The organism is Streptomyces sp. Y7, from assembly GCF_043195415.1.
In the GTDB taxonomy this organism is placed as follows: Bacteria; Actinomycetota; Actinomycetes; order Streptomycetales; family Streptomycetaceae; genus Streptomyces.
In genome coordinates this window covers 1-14,263 of sequence record NZ_JBIDDQ010000034.1, presented here as the reverse complement: position 1 = coordinate 14,263, position 14,263 = coordinate 1, and the positions used below count along the sequence as shown (strand labels likewise).

Annotated in this window: 16 protein-coding genes; 11 read left to right on the top strand and 5 right to left on the bottom strand. The window is 71.3% G+C overall.

All coding sequences use genetic code 11. From position 1 onward, the window contains the following. Nucleotides 1-183: 183 nt before the first annotated feature. A complete protein-coding gene (locus tag ACGFW6_RS40810; protein WP_393521799.1) occupies nt 184-969 on the top strand; it encodes an SGNH/GDSL hydrolase family protein in 786 nt (261 codons plus the stop codon). Between the two features lie 291 nt (nt 970-1,260). Here ACGFW6_RS40810 and ACGFW6_RS40805 read toward each other — a convergent pair whose 3' ends face one another. Next, nucleotides 1,261-1,881 carry a TetR/AcrR family transcriptional regulator gene (locus tag ACGFW6_RS40805; RefSeq protein WP_393521687.1) on the bottom strand — a complete coding sequence of 207 codons (621 nt, stop codon included), beginning with the start codon at nt 1,879-1,881 and terminating at the stop codon, nt 1,261-1,263. Between the two features lie 70 nt (nt 1,882-1,951). After that, entirely contained in the window at nt 1,952-3,148 is a 1,197-nt protein-coding gene (locus ACGFW6_RS40800; RefSeq protein WP_393521686.1) for a Glu/Leu/Phe/Val dehydrogenase dimerization domain-containing protein, read from the bottom strand. A 282-nt stretch (nt 3,149-3,430) separates the two neighbouring features. Between ACGFW6_RS40800 and ACGFW6_RS40795 the strand changes: the two genes are divergently transcribed. The 7 genes from ACGFW6_RS40795 (at nt 3,431) to ACGFW6_RS40765 (ending at nt 10,486) form a co-directional block, all read left to right on the top strand. Beyond that, a complete protein-coding gene (locus ACGFW6_RS40795) occupies nt 3,431-4,606 on the top strand; it encodes an MBL fold metallo-hydrolase (protein WP_393521684.1) in 1,176 nt (391 codons plus the stop codon). A gap of 551 nt (nt 4,607-5,157) precedes the next feature. After that, nucleotides 5,158-7,656 carry an ATP-binding protein gene (locus ACGFW6_RS40790; protein ID WP_393521682.1) on the top strand — a complete coding sequence of 833 codons (2,499 nt, stop codon included), beginning with the start codon at nt 5,158-5,160 and terminating at the stop codon, nt 7,654-7,656. Between the two features lie 92 nt (nt 7,657-7,748). Next, nucleotides 7,749-8,183 carry a roadblock/LC7 domain-containing protein gene (locus ACGFW6_RS40785; RefSeq protein ID WP_393521680.1) on the top strand — a complete coding sequence of 145 codons (435 nt, stop codon included), beginning with the start codon at nt 7,749-7,751 and terminating at the stop codon, nt 8,181-8,183. Between the two features lie 2 nt (nt 8,184-8,185). Beyond that, entirely contained in the window at nt 8,186-8,557 is a 372-nt protein-coding gene (locus ACGFW6_RS40780; RefSeq protein WP_194049910.1) for a DUF742 domain-containing protein, read from the top strand. After that, nucleotides 8,535-9,134 (top strand): ATP/GTP-binding protein, encoded by a 600-nt coding sequence (locus tag ACGFW6_RS40775; protein WP_030956515.1) that lies wholly within the window; start codon nt 8,535-8,537, stop codon nt 9,132-9,134. The genes ACGFW6_RS40780 and ACGFW6_RS40775 overlap by 23 nt, the downstream gene beginning before the upstream one ends. Before the next feature lie 61 nt (nt 9,135-9,195). Continuing rightward, the gene (locus ACGFW6_RS40770) at nt 9,196-9,774 is read left to right on the top strand and encodes a GAF domain-containing protein (protein WP_393521678.1); all 579 of its coding nucleotides are present in this window, start codon (nt 9,196-9,198) and stop codon (nt 9,772-9,774) included. 118 nt (nt 9,775-9,892) lie between these two features. Continuing rightward, nucleotides 9,893-10,486: a TetR/AcrR family transcriptional regulator gene (locus tag ACGFW6_RS40765; RefSeq protein ID WP_393521676.1), complete on the top strand. Its 594-nt coding sequence runs from the start codon at nt 9,893-9,895 to the stop codon at nt 10,484-10,486. Between the two features lie 20 nt (nt 10,487-10,506). On the opposite strand, the gene ACGFW6_RS40760 is transcribed toward ACGFW6_RS40765, so the two are convergent. The 3 genes from ACGFW6_RS40760 to ACGFW6_RS40750 form a co-directional block, all read right to left on the bottom strand. Beyond that, nucleotides 10,507-11,112, bottom strand: coding sequence for a GPP34 family phosphoprotein (locus ACGFW6_RS40760; RefSeq protein WP_393521674.1), 606 nt, complete (start codon nt 11,110-11,112; stop codon nt 10,507-10,509). A gap of 67 nt (nt 11,113-11,179) precedes the next feature. Further along, complete coding sequence (locus ACGFW6_RS40755) at nt 11,180-11,407, bottom strand: hypothetical protein (protein ID WP_393521672.1); 228 nt, start codon at nt 11,405-11,407, stop codon at nt 11,180-11,182. Then, the gene (locus tag ACGFW6_RS40750; RefSeq protein WP_393521670.1) at nt 11,404-11,706 is read right to left on the bottom strand and encodes a muconolactone Delta-isomerase family protein; all 303 of its coding nucleotides are present in this window, start codon (nt 11,704-11,706) and stop codon (nt 11,404-11,406) included. The genes ACGFW6_RS40755 and ACGFW6_RS40750 overlap by 4 nt, the downstream gene beginning before the upstream one ends. Nucleotides 11,707-11,838: 132 nt before the next feature. Between ACGFW6_RS40750 and ACGFW6_RS40745 the strand changes: the two genes are divergently transcribed. The 3 genes from ACGFW6_RS40745 to ACGFW6_RS40735 all read left to right on the top strand — a co-directional run bounded on the left by ACGFW6_RS40745 (nt 11,839) and on the right by ACGFW6_RS40735 (nt 14,072). Beyond that, a complete protein-coding gene (locus ACGFW6_RS40745; protein ID WP_393521668.1) occupies nt 11,839-12,768 on the top strand; it encodes a LysR family transcriptional regulator in 930 nt (309 codons plus the stop codon). A 150-nt stretch (nt 12,769-12,918) separates the two neighbouring features. Beyond that, nucleotides 12,919-13,635 carry an SDR family NAD(P)-dependent oxidoreductase gene (locus ACGFW6_RS40740; protein WP_393521666.1) on the top strand — a complete coding sequence of 239 codons (717 nt, stop codon included), beginning with the start codon at nt 12,919-12,921 and terminating at the stop codon, nt 13,633-13,635. 65 nt (nt 13,636-13,700) lie between these two features. Beyond that, complete coding sequence (locus tag ACGFW6_RS40735) at nt 13,701-14,072, top strand: YybH family protein (protein ID WP_393521664.1); 372 nt, start codon at nt 13,701-13,703, stop codon at nt 14,070-14,072. Nucleotides 14,073-14,263: the final 191 nt, after the last annotated feature.

Sequence of the window (14,263 nt, the reverse complement as noted above, 5' to 3'; positions counted from 1 at the left end):
GTCCGGCCTTCGGCATGTTGCGCCCACAACACCCCTGTTGAAAGGGTTATTCCACGTTTGGCGAACACTTTAGGAGTGGCTTATCTCACCGCTCGTCAACCCTTTCCTACGGTCGCGTAGGTCACATTCAAAGGTGAATCATGTGCCGATGTGGCAGACGATTCGAAGAGTGACAGCAGTGCAGTGATCGGGTCGTACGTTGCGGTGGGGGACAGCTTCACCGAGGGCGTCGGCGACCCTGGCCCCGACGGGGCCTTCGTCGGCTGGGCCGACCGTTTCGCGGTTCTCCTCGCGGACCGGCGCCCCGAGGGCGACTTCAACTACACGAACCTCGCCGTGCGCGGCAAACTGCTCGACCAGATCGTCGAGCACCAGCTTCCCAGGGCCGCCGAACTGGCCCCGGACCTGGTCTCGTTCTGTGCGGGCGGCAACGACATCATCCGACCCGGAACCGACCCCGATGAGGTGGCCGAGCGCTTCGAACGGGCGATCGTCCGGCTCACCTCGGCCGTCGGCACCGTCATGGTGACGACCGGCTTCGACACCCGTGGCGTGCCCGTGCTGAGGCACCTGCGCGGCAAGATCGCCACGTACAACGGGCATGTGCGGGCCATCGCCGACCGGTACGGCTGCCCGGTGCTCGACCTGTGGTCCCTGAAGACCGTTCAGGATCGCCGCGCCTGGGATGGCGACCGGCTCCACCTGTCTCCCGAGGGCCACACACGTGTGGCGCTCCGCGCGGGCCAGGTCCTCGGTCTGGAGATCCCCGCCGACCCGGACCAGCCGTGGCCGCCGCTCCCGCCCCGCGGCACCCTCGAGGTGCGCCGGGACGACGTCCACTGGGCGCGGGAGTACCTGGTGCCGTGGATCGGCCGGCGACTGCGCGGTGAATCGTCGGGGGACCATGTGACCGCCAAGGGCGCGCTGTCCCCGGACGACATCAAGATGCGGATCCGATCGGTGGCTTGAGAGCGGATCGCGGACTGCGAGTGGCCGATGCGTCCGGGCCGTACCGATGGCTGATCGGTGCGGCCCGGACGCATGCGGTCGTCGCGCACAGTGCGGACCCACGGACGGGTGGAGGGGTGTGTCGAGTGGCGCCCTATGGCGTCACCGCACATCGCGAAGCCGTACATGGCGTCGCCACACACCGCGAAGCCGTACATGGCGTCGCCGCACACTGCGTCCCGGCACATGGCGCGCCAACACATGGCGTCCCGGCACATGTCGTGACGGCACATGTCCCCACGGCACACACCCTCACCGGTGAGAAGCCGTCAACGCCTTCCGCTCCAAGCCGAGTTCCCGGGCGAGCGCCTCGTCCACCCACTCCTGGGCCCGCACGCGTGAGATCGCGCCCGGGTACGACGTGAGCTGTACGGCGAGCCCGTCGAGGAGGGCCGTCAGGCGCAGGGCCGTGCCGTTGGGGTCGGGGCACTGGAACTCCCCGGCGGCGACGCCCTCGGCGATCACCTCGGTGATGGCCCCCTTCCACTGCCGGTCGAGGTCCCGGGTGACCTCCTGCAGCGCGGGTTCGCGCAGCGCCGCCGCCCAGCCCTCGATCCACAGCCGCCAGCCCTTGGCCTGGCCGGTCGGCGCGTACCAGCGCACGGCGGCCCGCAGCCGCCGCAGTGCCGTCGTGCGGCGCCCGAGGAGGCGGCGCAGATGGGCCAGGTCGCCTTCGGCCGCATGGGTGAACGCGGCCGCGACGAGCTTTTCCTTGGTGTCGAAGTGATACAGCACCAGAGCGTTGCTCACGCCGAGCACCGAGGCCACGTCGGCGATCCTGACCGCCGCCACGCCCCGCGCCTCTATCTGCTCGACGGCGGCACGCAGCAACTCCTCACGCCGCTCCGCCACGCTCAACCGCACTCTTGCCACGTCGTCACCCTAAAGCCTCGTCACCGTCCGGTCCCGGGCGCCCGGTCCGGCCTGGTCCCGGCGGCGGCCGTCACCGGTGCCAGCCGAACCGTTCGGTGATCAACGGCAGCCGGTCCGCCGCGATGGCGTGCGCGGCGGCCCGCGGCGCCGTTCCGTCGGCCTCGGCGCGGGCCAGCGTGAGGTCGGTCAGGGCGCGCATCGAGCGACGCGTGTGGGCGAACGCCTCGTCCGCGTCCGGGCCGATGTCCCCGAACAGCGTCCACCACCACCAGGCGTTCGTGCCCGAGTTGACGACGACGTCCGGCAGCACGGTGACGCCCCGCGCGGCCAGCAGTTCCTCCGCGTCGGGTCGTACGGGCATGTTGGCCGCCTCGGCGATCCAACGCGCGGTGACACGGCCCTGGTTCGCTCCGTCGATCACGTACGACACGGCGGCCGGCACCAGTACCTCCGCCTCGGTCGACAGCCAGGCGTCGCCCGGCAGTTCGCGGTCCCCGGGGCGCAGCGCGGACCGGTCGACGGTGCCGTACGCGTCGCGGGCGGCCAGCAGGCTCTCGATGTCGAGCCCGGCCGGGTTCGCGATCGTGCCCTTGATGTCGGCGACGGCCACGACCGTCAGCCCCGCGCGCGTGAGGAAGCGAGCCGTCGCTCCTCCCATCGTTCCCAGGCCCTGCACCGCGACTCGCGTCCGCCAGTACGGCACCTCGGCCCGGTCCAGCGCGGTCAGCACCGACTCCGCGACCCCGCAGCCGCCGGCCAGCTCGTCGAGCCCGATGCCGTCGACCTCGACCGCGAACGCCTCCGCGAGCCGCCGGCGGGCACCCACCTCGTCGTCGAGCAGCGGGTACACGGCCTGGACGGACGAGACCAGCCCCGCCTCGGCCGCCGCCCGGTCGACCACGTCCTGGGCGAGGCCGAGGTCCTCGCCCGTGGCCCAGAAGCTCTCGATGTACGGCCGCATGCTCCGCAGGTACCGCACCAGGATCGGGTACGCCTCCGGGTCCCGGGGGTCACAGTCGATGCCGCCCTTGGCCCCGCCCAGAGGGACGTACCGTGCCTCCGGGTCGTAGTGCAGGGCCTCCTTCATGCTCATGCCCTGAGCGAGTCCGGTGACCTCCTCCAACGTGCACCCCGGCCGCATCCGCAGCCCGCCGCTGGCAACCCCGCGCACCAGCCGGTCGACGACCAGGAAACCCTGACGGCCGGTGATGTGGTCGGTCCAGGTGAGGGACAGCAGCGGGGTGGCCGGGCGGGGAGGGGCGGTCATGGGATCTCCGGGGTAGGGGAGGCCGGCCTCCCGGGGCGAGGGGCCTGAGGTGGGGGCCCTGGGACGGGGCCTGGCGCGAGGTCGCGGGCCGATGGCTACTGAACGATGAGTCAGTATCGAAGGGGGGTGGGGACATGTCAATGTGGTGGATGGATCTTTGTGGACCCGAGGGTGCGGGGCAAGGTGGATCGGGCATGAGGCCCTTCTCGACCAGGGGTGATCCGAGGGTGTCGGTGGGGCCGCTCATAATGGAACTCCTCACCGAATCCCGCTGGAGGTACCGTGGCCGGTTTCCGTCTTCCGAGCGCTGGGCTGCGTGCCCTGCGGCCCGAGGCCTTCGGCGTGGATCCGAGCGGTGAGCGCATGGCGCGTATCCGCAGATCACCGCACTTCAAGGACGGGGTCTTCCAGAATCCCGGGGGTGAGGCCCGGACCAGGCCGTCCGGGTCGATGCTGGAGTTCGCCAAGGTCTTCTTCGACAAGGACTCCCGGCCCCGCCGAACCCCGAACGGCACCGTGCCGGTGCACCCCACCACCTACGCGGAACTGGCCAAGCCGCCCGCCACAGGGCTGCGCCTTACCTGGATGGGGCACTCCAGCATCCTCGCGGAGATCGACGGCCACCGGGTCCTGTTCGATCCCGTGTGGGGCGAGCGCTGCTCCCCGTTCCCCTTCGCCGGGCCGAAACGGCTGCACCCGGCGCCGCTGCCGCTCGCCGCGCTCGGCCCTGTCGACGTCGTCGTCATCTCGCACGACCACTACGACCACCTCGACATGCCCACGATCAAGGCGCTGGCCGGCACCGACACGCTCTTCGCCGTACCGCTCGGCGTCGGCGGCCACCTCGAACACTGGGGCGTGTCCGCCGACCGGCTGCGCGAGCTGGACTGGCACGAGGCGACCAAGGTCGGCGGGCTCACCCTGACGGCCACCCCGGCCCGCCACTTCTGCGGTCGCGGCCTGCGCAACACCCAGCACACCCTCTGGGCGTCCTGGACCGTCGCCTCCGACGAGCACCGGATCTACCACAGCGGGGACACCGGCTACTTCGAGGGCTTCAAGGACATCGGCGCCGAGTACGGCCCGTTCGACGCCACGATGATCCAGGTCGGCGCCTACTCGGACTTCTGGCCCGACATCCACATGACGCCGGACGAGGGCGTCCGTGCCCATCTCGACCTTCAGGGCGGCGATCCGACGGCGGGCGCCATGCTGCCGATCCACTGGGGGACCTTCAACCTGGCGCCGCACCCGTGGGCGGAGCCGGGCGAGTGGATGATGCGCGCCACCCACAAGGCCGGGGTCACCATGGCGGCGCCGCGCTGCGGCGAGCCCTTCGAACCGGCTTCCCTGACGCCCGTGACGCCGTGGTGGCGAGAGGTCGCCCAGGCGCCCGCCGAGGGCTGGCCGGCGTGGCCGCCGGTGGCGCCGGCGCCGGACGGCACGACCGTCTCCTGACGCGACCACCGTCGGGGACGGCCCGAAGGGGCGCGAGGTTCGCCTTTGGCGCCCCCGAGCGGTGTTTCACGCGGGGCGCGTGGGAGTGCGTACGGGTGCCTGCCCGGCACCGCGCGCCGCTACTGTCCGTGATGTTCTGGGGGTGGCGGTGTCCGGCCGTCCAGGTGCTGAAACGTCCCCACCGGGGCGGTCGGGGGCCGGGAAACGGGACGTGATCGAGGGGCGGGGCACGGAAAGTGCCCCGCCCCTCGACCTTTCCTCGTGACCAATTCTGACCAGGTCCGATCGTTCGATTGCTCCTTGTGGGCGAACGGTGTGACGGGTTATCGCTCGGCCGTACGAGGCCTCATACCAGAGCGGGACGCCGCCTGCGGGAGTTTGTCAACTGCCCACCGCACTTGATGCGAAGGCGACTACTGTCAGTGTCCGTCGGGCGACGCGGAGCCGAATTCGTCGGCTCTGTCGACCGACATCGCGATGGCGCACGCCCGGGCCGCGCAGACCGCGCGCATCCCCAGGCCCCCGACCGACGGACCAGTACGAGGACCCCGATGTCTCATCTACGCGCCCCGGCCGCACGCGCAGACCGCCGTGAGGGCGGGCGGCACGGGCGCCCGGCCGCCCGCACCGCAACCGCGCTGCCCGAGACCCATATACGGCCCCAACTGCTGCGGCTGGCCCTGCTGCCACCCATCGCGGTGACCCTCAGCGCCAGTGCGGCCGTGCTGTTCATGGTCCGCTCCACGGGCACCCGGCCGAGCCTCGCCCTGTGGGCCGTGCTCGCCGGCGCGGTCTCGGTCATCCTCGCGGGCATCCTGATCGCCGCCGTGGCCGCCAACCGCACCGCCAGATCCGTGAGCGACCGCATCCGCGCACTGCGCCGCAGCAGCGCACGCGGCGAGGCCGAACTGCGAACCCTGGTCGACACCATGCGACGCGGCGAAGCACCGCCCAAGCGCAGGTCCCGCAGCGGCCCACCCGACGGCGCCGACGACTTCGAACTGCTCGCAGCCGACCTGGCCCGCGCCCACGACGGCGCCGTCACCGCCGTCGTCCAGGCAGCCCAGCTCTCCACCCAGGCCGGCAGCGAACAGAAGCTGGAGGTCTTCGTCAATCTCGCCCGGCGCCTGCAGTCGCTGGTGCACCGGGAGATCTCCATCCTCGACGAGCTGGAGAACGAGATCGAGGACCCCGACCTGCTCAAGGGCCTCTTCCACGTCGACCACCTCTCCACCCGCATCCGCCGCCACTCGGAGAACCTCGCCGTCCTCGGCGGTGCTGTCTCCCGCCGGCAATGGAGCAACCCGGTCTCCATGACCGAGGTGCTGCGCTCGGCCATCGCCGAGGTCGAGCAGTACTCGCGGGTGAAGCTCGTACCGCCCATCGACGGCACCCTGCGCGGGCACGCCGTCGCCGACGTCATCCACCTGCTGGCCGAACTGGTCGAGAACGCCACGGTGTTCTCCGCGCCGCACACCCAGGTGCTCCTCCGGGCCAACCTCGTGACCTCGGGGCTCGCCGTGGAGGTCGAGGACCGCGGACTCGGCATGCCCGTCGGAGAGCAGAACCGCATGAACGCCCTGCTCACCGACCCCGACCAGGTCAACGTCGCCAGCCTGCTGGCGGACGGGCGCATCGGCCTGTTCGTCGTGTCGCAGCTCGCGAAGCGCCATGGCATCCACGTCCGCCTCCAGACCAACATCTACGGCGGTGTGCAGGCCGTACTGGTCGTGCCGCAGGGGCTGTTGGGGAACGAACCGGGAGGCCGGGCAGGGGCGGGCCGGGGACAGGAGCCGCAGGGCGTGGCCGGTACGGCCCTGCCGCCGCAGACTCCGGCGCCGTCCCCGCCGCAGACACGTCAGCAGCAGGCGCCGGTGCCGCCTCAGCAGCGTCGGCACGCCTCCTCGGCCGGGTCGAACGCCGCGGCCGCGTCGCTCGAGGCGGAGAATGGTCCGCAGCGGGGCGCGGCAGGGGCGTCCCAACCGCCGGCGGCGTCACACGGCACACCGCGCCGGCCAGAGCCGCAGGCCGGGGCCCGCGGCGCGGCGCCGAGGGCGAACGGCACGGGGCCGGCGCCGCTGCCCGTGCGCGGCGCCCAGGGGGAACGCGCCAACCCGGCCGAAGCCGTGCCCGGCATCAGGCCCGACGAACGCCGACGCGTCGAGGAGAACGCCGGCACACCGCCCACCCCGCGCGTCAGCACCGTCCGCGGCACCATGGGCAAACCGCAGCTCCCGCGTCGCCGCGCCCAGGAGCACATCGCACCCCAGCTCCGTGGTGGTCCCGCACCACGGCAGGAGTCCGACCAACTGGCCGGGCACGACCCGGGGTTGATGGCTGCCTTCCAGCGGGGGATCGGACTGGCCGAGACGCAGCAGCACATGGAGTCGGCGCAAGAGGACGCCGAGCATGTGGATGCGGAATACAGGGGCAGCGCCTACATGGAGACCGACCGTGTGGTCTCCGACCACACGAGCCTTGACCACACGGATTCGGGCTCGGGCACGCATCACACGAGTACGGGCCACACCACCTCGGGCCACACCAGCACCGGCACCAGCCACACCGGCGCGAGCCCTACAGCCACGAGTCAGACAGCCACGGGTCAGACAGCCACGGGTCAAACGGGCACGAGGCACATGAGTACGGGCCACATGGGCGTCGGCTACATGGACTCGGCGCACACCTCCACCACGCACGGGATCACTCCCGCCCACACCTCTTCACTCCACATGACGTCCGAGACCACGTCACCCACGCCGGAGTCGACCCACCCCGGCCCCCTGGTCTCCCAGCCCACCCGTCTGGAGTCCGTACGCCCGGCGCCCGGCCGTCCGGAGCCGACGAGCCCGGACAGGGCTGGCTCGCAGCCCACACGCCTGGGCCCGACGTCCCTGGATGCACTCCATATGGACGTGACCCCTATGACGACCCGGCCCTCCATGGACGCCTCGCCCATGGACCCGGCCCATATGACCGAGCCGCACCCCGGGCCCATGCCCGGTACCGACCACACCACTTGGCCTGACGGGAGCGCACCAGCCGGATGACCACGACCGTGACCAGTTCGAAGTCCGCCTGGTTGACCACCCCCAACCCCGGCGCTCCCGCAGACCTTCGTACCTCAAGGAGTCGATCCACCATGGCGAGCGAAGCGCCGACCGCCCATGTCTCCGATCTCGACTGGCTGATGAGCGGCCTCGTCCAGCGCGTACCGCACACGACCAGCGCGGTGCTCCTCTCCTGCGACGGGCTCGTGAAGTCGGTCCACGGCCTCGACCCGGACAGCGCCGACCACATGGCCGCCCTGGCGTCCGGCCTGTACTCCCTCGGCCGCAGCGCCGGCGTCCGGTTCGGCGAGGGGGGAGAGGTGCGCCAGGTCGTCGTGGAACTCGACTCGACCCTGCTCTTCGTGACCACGGCCGGGTCCGGCACGTGTCTCGCCGTGCTCGCGGGCCGCGAGGCCGACGCGGCGGTGCTGGGCTACGAGATGGCGATGCTGGTCAAGAGCGTCCGCCCGTACCTGGTCACCGCACCCCGGCAGCACTCGGTCGACCCCTCGGCGTTGAGGCCTTGAACATGACGGCGGCCGGCGACGGGCCCTGGCTCGACGACGCGGCCGGTCGGCTGGTGCGCCCTTTCACGGTCAGCAACGGCCGGACCAGGCCCACCGTCGCGCTCGACCTCATGTCGCAGGTGATGGCCACCGGGGCGACCCCCCTCGGCTATCTCGGCCCCGAGCACGAGCTGGCGCTCGACCTGTGCCGCGCCCCCGTCTCGGTCGCCGAGGTGGCCGCGCACCTGAAGCTGCCGGCGGCGGTCACCAAGGTGCTGCTGTCGGACCTCGTCGACTGCGGGGCGCTCACCACCAAGCCCCCCGAGTTCCACCACAACCCGACAGACCGGGCCCTTCTGGAGGCAGTGCTCGATGGACTACGACGACAGCTCTGATCCCTTCCCCACCGCACTGAAGATCTTGGTGGCGGGAGGGTTCGGGGTAGGCAAGACGACCTTCGTGGGCGCGGTCAGCGAGATCGCGCCGCTCAGCACGGAGGAACTGCTCACCACGGTCAGCGCGGCGACCGACAGCCTCGAAGGGGTCGAGAACAAGGTCGAGACGACGGTGGCCATGGACTTCGGCCGCATCACACTCGATCCGGAACACGTCCTGTACCTGTTCGGCACCCCCGGCCAGGAACGGTTCTGGTTCATGTGGGACGAACTCTCCGAGGGCGCGCTCGGCGCGGTGATCCTCGCCGACACCCGGCGCCTGGAGGACTGCTTCGCCGCCGTCGACTTCTTCGAGCAGCGGGGCCTCGGCTTCATCGTCGCGATCAACGAGTTCGACGGCGGCTACCGGTACGACCCGGAGGAGGTCCGCGCCGCCATCGACCTCGACCCGGAGATCCCGATCGTCCGCTGCGACGCCCGGATCTCCAGCTCCGGCGTGCAGACCCTGCTGACCCTGGTGCGGCACCTCATCGCCCACACGCCGGCACCCGCGCCAAGCCATGGCGCCCACATGTGACAGCCGCACACACCCGCACGGAGCCGCATATGACGTACGCCCACAGGGACGGAATCCGCCCATGAGCTACGGCCCACCCCACCCGGTTGCTCGACTGCTGCTGACCCCTGAGGACAAGGAGGCCCCCGCCCGCGCCCAGCGGTTGCTCCGGCTGGGACTGGGGGACCATGCCGACCCGGCCCTCGATGTCTTCGCGGACCATCTCGCCGAGCTCACCGGGGCGCCGTACGCCATGGTCAACTTCATCGACGAGAACCGGCAGTTCTTCGCGGGCCTGCACGCACGGCACCGGGTGACCCTCACGCGGGCCGACGACGCCAAGCCGGAGCTCGGGCGCCATATGGAGCGCGACCATGGGTTCTGCCCCCATGTGGTCGTGCGACGCAAGGCGCTGGTCCTGGAGGACGTCTGCGACTATCCGCGGTTCGCCGGGAATCCGGTCGTCGACGAGTTCGGGATCCGCTCCTACATGGGCGCGCCGCTCATCGACAGCACCGGGATGGCTCTGGGCACCGTGTGCGTCGTGGACGTGGAGCCGCGGCCGTGGGGGAGGGCGGGCCTGGACACCATCAAGGCGTCCGCGGTGGACCTGATGGCCCGGCTGGAGCGACGGGAGGCCGACGGGCTGCCGCTGCTCTGACGTGGGCACCCTCGGCGTCCGTGGCGTCCGTGGCGTCGACCGGCGGTGACGCCGACGCTCCGGCTTGGCGTGGCCCCGACTTCTAGTCGACCGGTCCAGTACTACGTACACTTGCCGCGTGGGACGCACCAGTGATGCCAAGCAGAAGATCCTCGCCGCCGCGCGCTCGCTGATCGAGGGACGTGGTTACTCCGCGCTGGGAGTGGCCGAGATCTGCAAGGCGGCAGGGGTGCCGAAGGGCAGCTTCTACTACTTCTTCGAGTCCAAGGAGTCCCTCGCGCTCGCGGTCGTCGACGAGCACTGGGCTGCGCAGCGGCGTGACTGGGCGCGGGTCCTGGACGGCGACGGGGAGCCGCTGCAGCGGCTTCGGCGACTGTTCGAGGAGACCCAGGCCGGCCAGCGTGCCGTCCAGGAGGGCTGCGGGACCGTGTCGGGCTGCCTGTTCGGGAATCTGACGCTGGAGTTGAGCAACCAGACGGAGGCGGTCCGCGCACGGCTGCAGGAGATCTTCGACGCGCAGGCCGACATGGTCGAGAGGGTCGTGGAGGAGGCCCGGGAGCGCGGCGACGTCACCGTGGCGGACACGCGCGAGGCGGCGCGGGCGGTGGTGGCACAGCTGGAGGGCCAGGTGATGTTCGCGAAGCTGTACAACAGCACGGAACGCCTGACCCCACTGTGGAACAACTGCCGGGCGTTGCTGGGAGCCCGCTGACCGCCGGCCCCGCCCGGCCGTCAGTAGCCCCGCCACACGTTGTCGAACGCGGCGTCCTCGATGGCCCGCCGCTGCCGTACGGCCTCCAGTTCCATCACGGCGTTGCCGAGGGCGGCCAGGACGGTCGTGACCGTCTCGTCGGTGAGCTTGTCGTCGACGTCGTCCGACTCCTCACGGATTCCGGCAGCGGTACCGAGGGCGGCGAGCACCGGTTCGCCCGAGGTCCAGCGTTCCTCGGCCTGACGCCGGGCCGCCGAGTCGACCGGCACCGTCGGAGCGGCCCGCAGCGCGAACCGGGGACCCCGTGCCCGGGTCGTCAGTCCCACGCGCTCCAGATCGTCGAGGTAGGCCGTGGAAAGGCCCCGGCCACGGCGCCACAGCCAGTCCTCGACCGACTCGTACGGCTCCAGTCGTACGAGTGCCGATGCGGCCTCGTCCAGCAGACGGTCGCCCGTCGGCGCCTGCGCGCTGGGGGTGATCAGGTCACCGTCCAGGACGAGGGCGCGGGCGTCGAGGAGGTCGAACACCTCCGCCGCCGCGAGCGCGAGGGACAGATCGCCTTGTTCCACTGTGTGGTCCGGCGCCATGTCCAGAGTGACTATGGCGAGATCCCTTGCGGTGTTCATGAGCGGCTCCTGGTCAGTCGGCCGAGCGTGGCGCGCAACGACGCTGTTCCTCGGCGATCCGGACGTCCTACGCCGATTCTCGCTGTCCTTCGGGCGCCGTGTGCCGTACTACCACCATGTGGTGCGGGAACCCGATTCTCAGCACGGCGGCGGTGCGGACCACGAGGGCGTGCATCAGGGGCAGGATCGGCGGGTGGGCGAAGCGGCCGACGTCCATGCCCGCCGCGAGCCCGGCGGCGGGCCGTGCCACATGGGGCCAGGGCGGGACGGGGCGGACGACGCCGGGGGCGGTCACCGGGAGCCGTCGACCCGGGCCGGGTCGTTGGGGTGGGACTCCAGCGGTGTGACCTTCATGGTCATCCAGGGCCGCAGCGGCAGTGAGCCGAGGACCTTCTCGTGGAGTTCCGCCTCGTCGGTGGCCCGCCACACGCCGATGCTGCGCAGTTCGCCCACGGGGCGCCACAGCCGGGCGAGATTCCCGGTGGCGGCCAGGTCCGCGGCGCGGACCGCCTCGGCGGCCCGCCGTCGGTCGACCTCCTTCGGATCGGTGCCTTCGGGGACGGTGGTGGTGATCTCGACCAGGAACTCGCGCATGATCTCTCCTCCGGGGCGGGCCGCGGTGCGCCGACGGCGGCCGGACTGGTCCCATGGTGCGCACGTCACCTGCGCGGATGCCACGATCCGCTTTCTCCGTGCTGAGAGGCGCAGCCTCCCGGCGCGCGTAGCATGACCGCCGTGGAGCTGCGTCAGTTGCGGTACTTCGTCGCCGTCGCCGAGGAACTGAACTTCGGCCGGGCCGCCGAGCGGTTGCTCATCGCGGGACCCTCGCTCTCCCAGCAGATCAAGGCGCTCGAACGTGACCTGGGCGTGCGGCTGTTCGACCGCGACCGCCGCTCGGTCTCCCTCACCCCGGCCGGCGCCGCGCTGCTCCCGCACACCCGGTCCCTGCTGGAGCGCGCCGACGACCTCAAGCGGCGCGCCGGCCGGCTGGCGGGCTCGGAGTCCGTGCGGCTGGGATACGTCAACTGGCTTCCCGCGGACCTGACTTCGCGGACCGCCTCGGTGGCCCGGGTGCACGTGGACGCGTGGGTCGCGCCCTCCCACACCCAGGCCGCCCGGGTCGCGGACGGCAGCCTGGACCTCGCCGTGTGCTGGGTGCGGACCGAGGACCTGGAGCGGCTCGGTCTGCGGGCCCGGCTCATCGGCGCCGACCGGCTCTACGCCGTGGCCAAGGGCACGGAGACCCGCGACGTGGCGGCCGGCGACACCGACGTCCTGATCGACGACGACGTCACCTCCTGGGCGTCCTGGAACGCGTACGCCGAAGAGCTGACGCGGGACACCGGCTCCCGGGCCGTGCGTATCTCCGACGGGGCCGTCACCGGGCCCGCCTTCTTCGATCACGTCCGCCGCTGCACCCGGCCCGTCCTCAACTCGCCCAAGGGGCAGACCGCCGCGCTGCCGTCCGACCTGGTCCGTCGGGAGGTCGTCGGGCCACAGGTGTGGTGGACCTGGTCCCTGGTGTGGCGTGCGAGCGAGTCGCGTGCCGGCGTCCTGGCCGTCGCCGACGCCCTGTGCGACGGCGTCGGTGACCTCGGCATCCACACCCCCGACTCTTGGCTGCCGGCGGGCGATCCGCACGCACTTCGGCGCTGACCTGTGCTGGGAGCCTGTGCCTCCCACCCGGGAGGAAACGGGTCCCGCGCGAACCGCCTCTGACCTTTGACGTTGCCGTGCGGCCGACCTACCTTCCACATAGTCGACCGGTCGGCTAGTGACCGGTCATCAGCTTCGGAGAAGGTCATCATGAGCAGCACTGGGCAGCAGAAGGTCGCGATCGTCACCGGCGCCTCGCAGGGCATCGGCGCCGCCCTCGTCGAGGGGTACCGCAAGCTCGGGTACGCCGTCGTCGCCACTTCGCGCACCATCGACCCCGTCGACGACACCGACGTCCTGACCGTGCGGGGCGACATCGCCGATCCCGCCACCGCCGAGCGGGTGGTGGCCGCCGCCGTCGAGCGGTTCGGCCGGATCGACACGGTGGTCAACAACGCGGGCATCTTCGTGGCCAAGCCGTTCACCGAGTACACGGACGAGGACTACGCCGCCGTGACCGGGATCAACCTGACCGGCGTCTTCCACCTCACCCGGCAGGCCGTGCCGCACCTCCTCGCCCAGGGCGGCGGCCACATGGTGTCGGTCACCACCAGCCTGGTCGACAACGCGGACGCCAGGGTGCCGTCCGTCCTCGCGTCGTTGACGAAGGGCGGTGTGCAGGCCGCCACCAAGTCCCTCGCCGTCGAGTACGCCACGCGTGGCATCCGCGTCAACGCGGTGTCGCCCGGCACCATCAAGACACCGATGCACGCGGAGGAGACCCACGACTTCCTCGCCGCCCTGCACCCGGTCGGGCGGATGGGAGAGGTCTCCGACATCGTCGACGCCGTGCTCTACCTGGAGACGGCCCCCTTCGTCACCGGCGAGATCCTGCACGTCGACGGCGGCATGAGCGCCGGACACTGACAACCCGTCAGAACAACGACATCGAACGCCGTGAGATCGACCGAGGAAAGAGCCAAGGAGCGGACATGACCACCACCAAGGACGCGAAGGCGATCCTGAGCGGTGTCCTCGACCAGTGGAAGGACGGTGTCGACGGGCACCGGCCCGACAGTGTCGCGGCCCTGTTCACCGAGGACGCCGTCTTCCAGGGGCTGCACCCCTACACGGTCGGCCGAGCGGGTGTGGCCGAGTACTACGCCTCGCAGCCGCTCGGCCTGCGGGCCGACTACACCGTCCTGGAGACCAGGCAGCCTGCCGACGGTCTGGTCCTCGGGTACCTGGACGTCCGGTTCTCCTTCACGGACCGGCCCGCGCTGGACGTCAAGCTCGCGGTTCTCGTGACCCGCGTCGGCGACGACTGGTACATCAGCCACTACCAGGTCTCCCGCCTCGACTAGGCCCGCGCCGATCGCGCACCTCGGAGGCCGCCGGCGGACACCCGGGCAGGGCGTGAAGGAAAGCTGTGGCGGCGCTTAAGAAATCCTCGATGGACCCAGGGCGCCGCCGTACGGCAGATTGCTACGCGATTCCACCCCCCTCCCCGGGGGGGGGGGGCCCCCGGCTCCGTCTGCCGGGGCACCAACGCCGG

Bases quoted from the DNA above. Each gene is read 5' to 3' on its own strand.
- ACGFW6_RS40735 (WP_393521664.1), top strand. From the start codon at position 13,701: ATGACCACCACCAAGGACGCGAAGGCGATCCTGAGCGGTGTCCTCGAC.
- ACGFW6_RS40750 (WP_393521670.1), bottom strand. From the start codon at position 11,706: ATGCGCGAGTTCCTGGTCGAGATCACCACCACCGTCCCCGAAGGCACC.
- ACGFW6_RS40800 (WP_393521686.1), bottom strand. From the start codon at position 3,148: ATGACCGCCCCTCCCCGCCCGGCCACCCCGCTGCTGTCCCTCACCTGG.
- ACGFW6_RS40785 (WP_393521680.1), top strand. From the start codon at position 7,749: ATGGCGAGCGAAGCGCCGACCGCCCATGTCTCCGATCTCGACTGGCTG.
- ACGFW6_RS40740 (WP_393521666.1), top strand. From the start codon at position 12,919: ATGAGCAGCACTGGGCAGCAGAAGGTCGCGATCGTCACCGGCGCCTCG.
- ACGFW6_RS40770 (WP_393521678.1), top strand. From the start codon at position 9,196: ATGAGCTACGGCCCACCCCACCCGGTTGCTCGACTGCTGCTGACCCCT.
- ACGFW6_RS40745 (WP_393521668.1), top strand. From the start codon at position 11,839: ATGACCGCCGTGGAGCTGCGTCAGTTGCGGTACTTCGTCGCCGTCGCC.
- ACGFW6_RS40760 (WP_393521674.1), bottom strand. From the start codon at position 11,112: ATGAACACCGCAAGGGATCTCGCCATAGTCACTCTGGACATGGCGCCG.
- ACGFW6_RS40790 (WP_393521682.1), top strand. From the start codon at position 5,158: ATGTCTCATCTACGCGCCCCGGCCGCACGCGCAGACCGCCGTGAGGGC.
- ACGFW6_RS40780 (WP_194049910.1), top strand. From the start codon at position 8,186: ATGACGGCGGCCGGCGACGGGCCCTGGCTCGACGACGCGGCCGGTCGG.
- ACGFW6_RS40775 (WP_030956515.1), top strand. From the start codon at position 8,535: ATGGACTACGACGACAGCTCTGATCCCTTCCCCACCGCACTGAAGATC.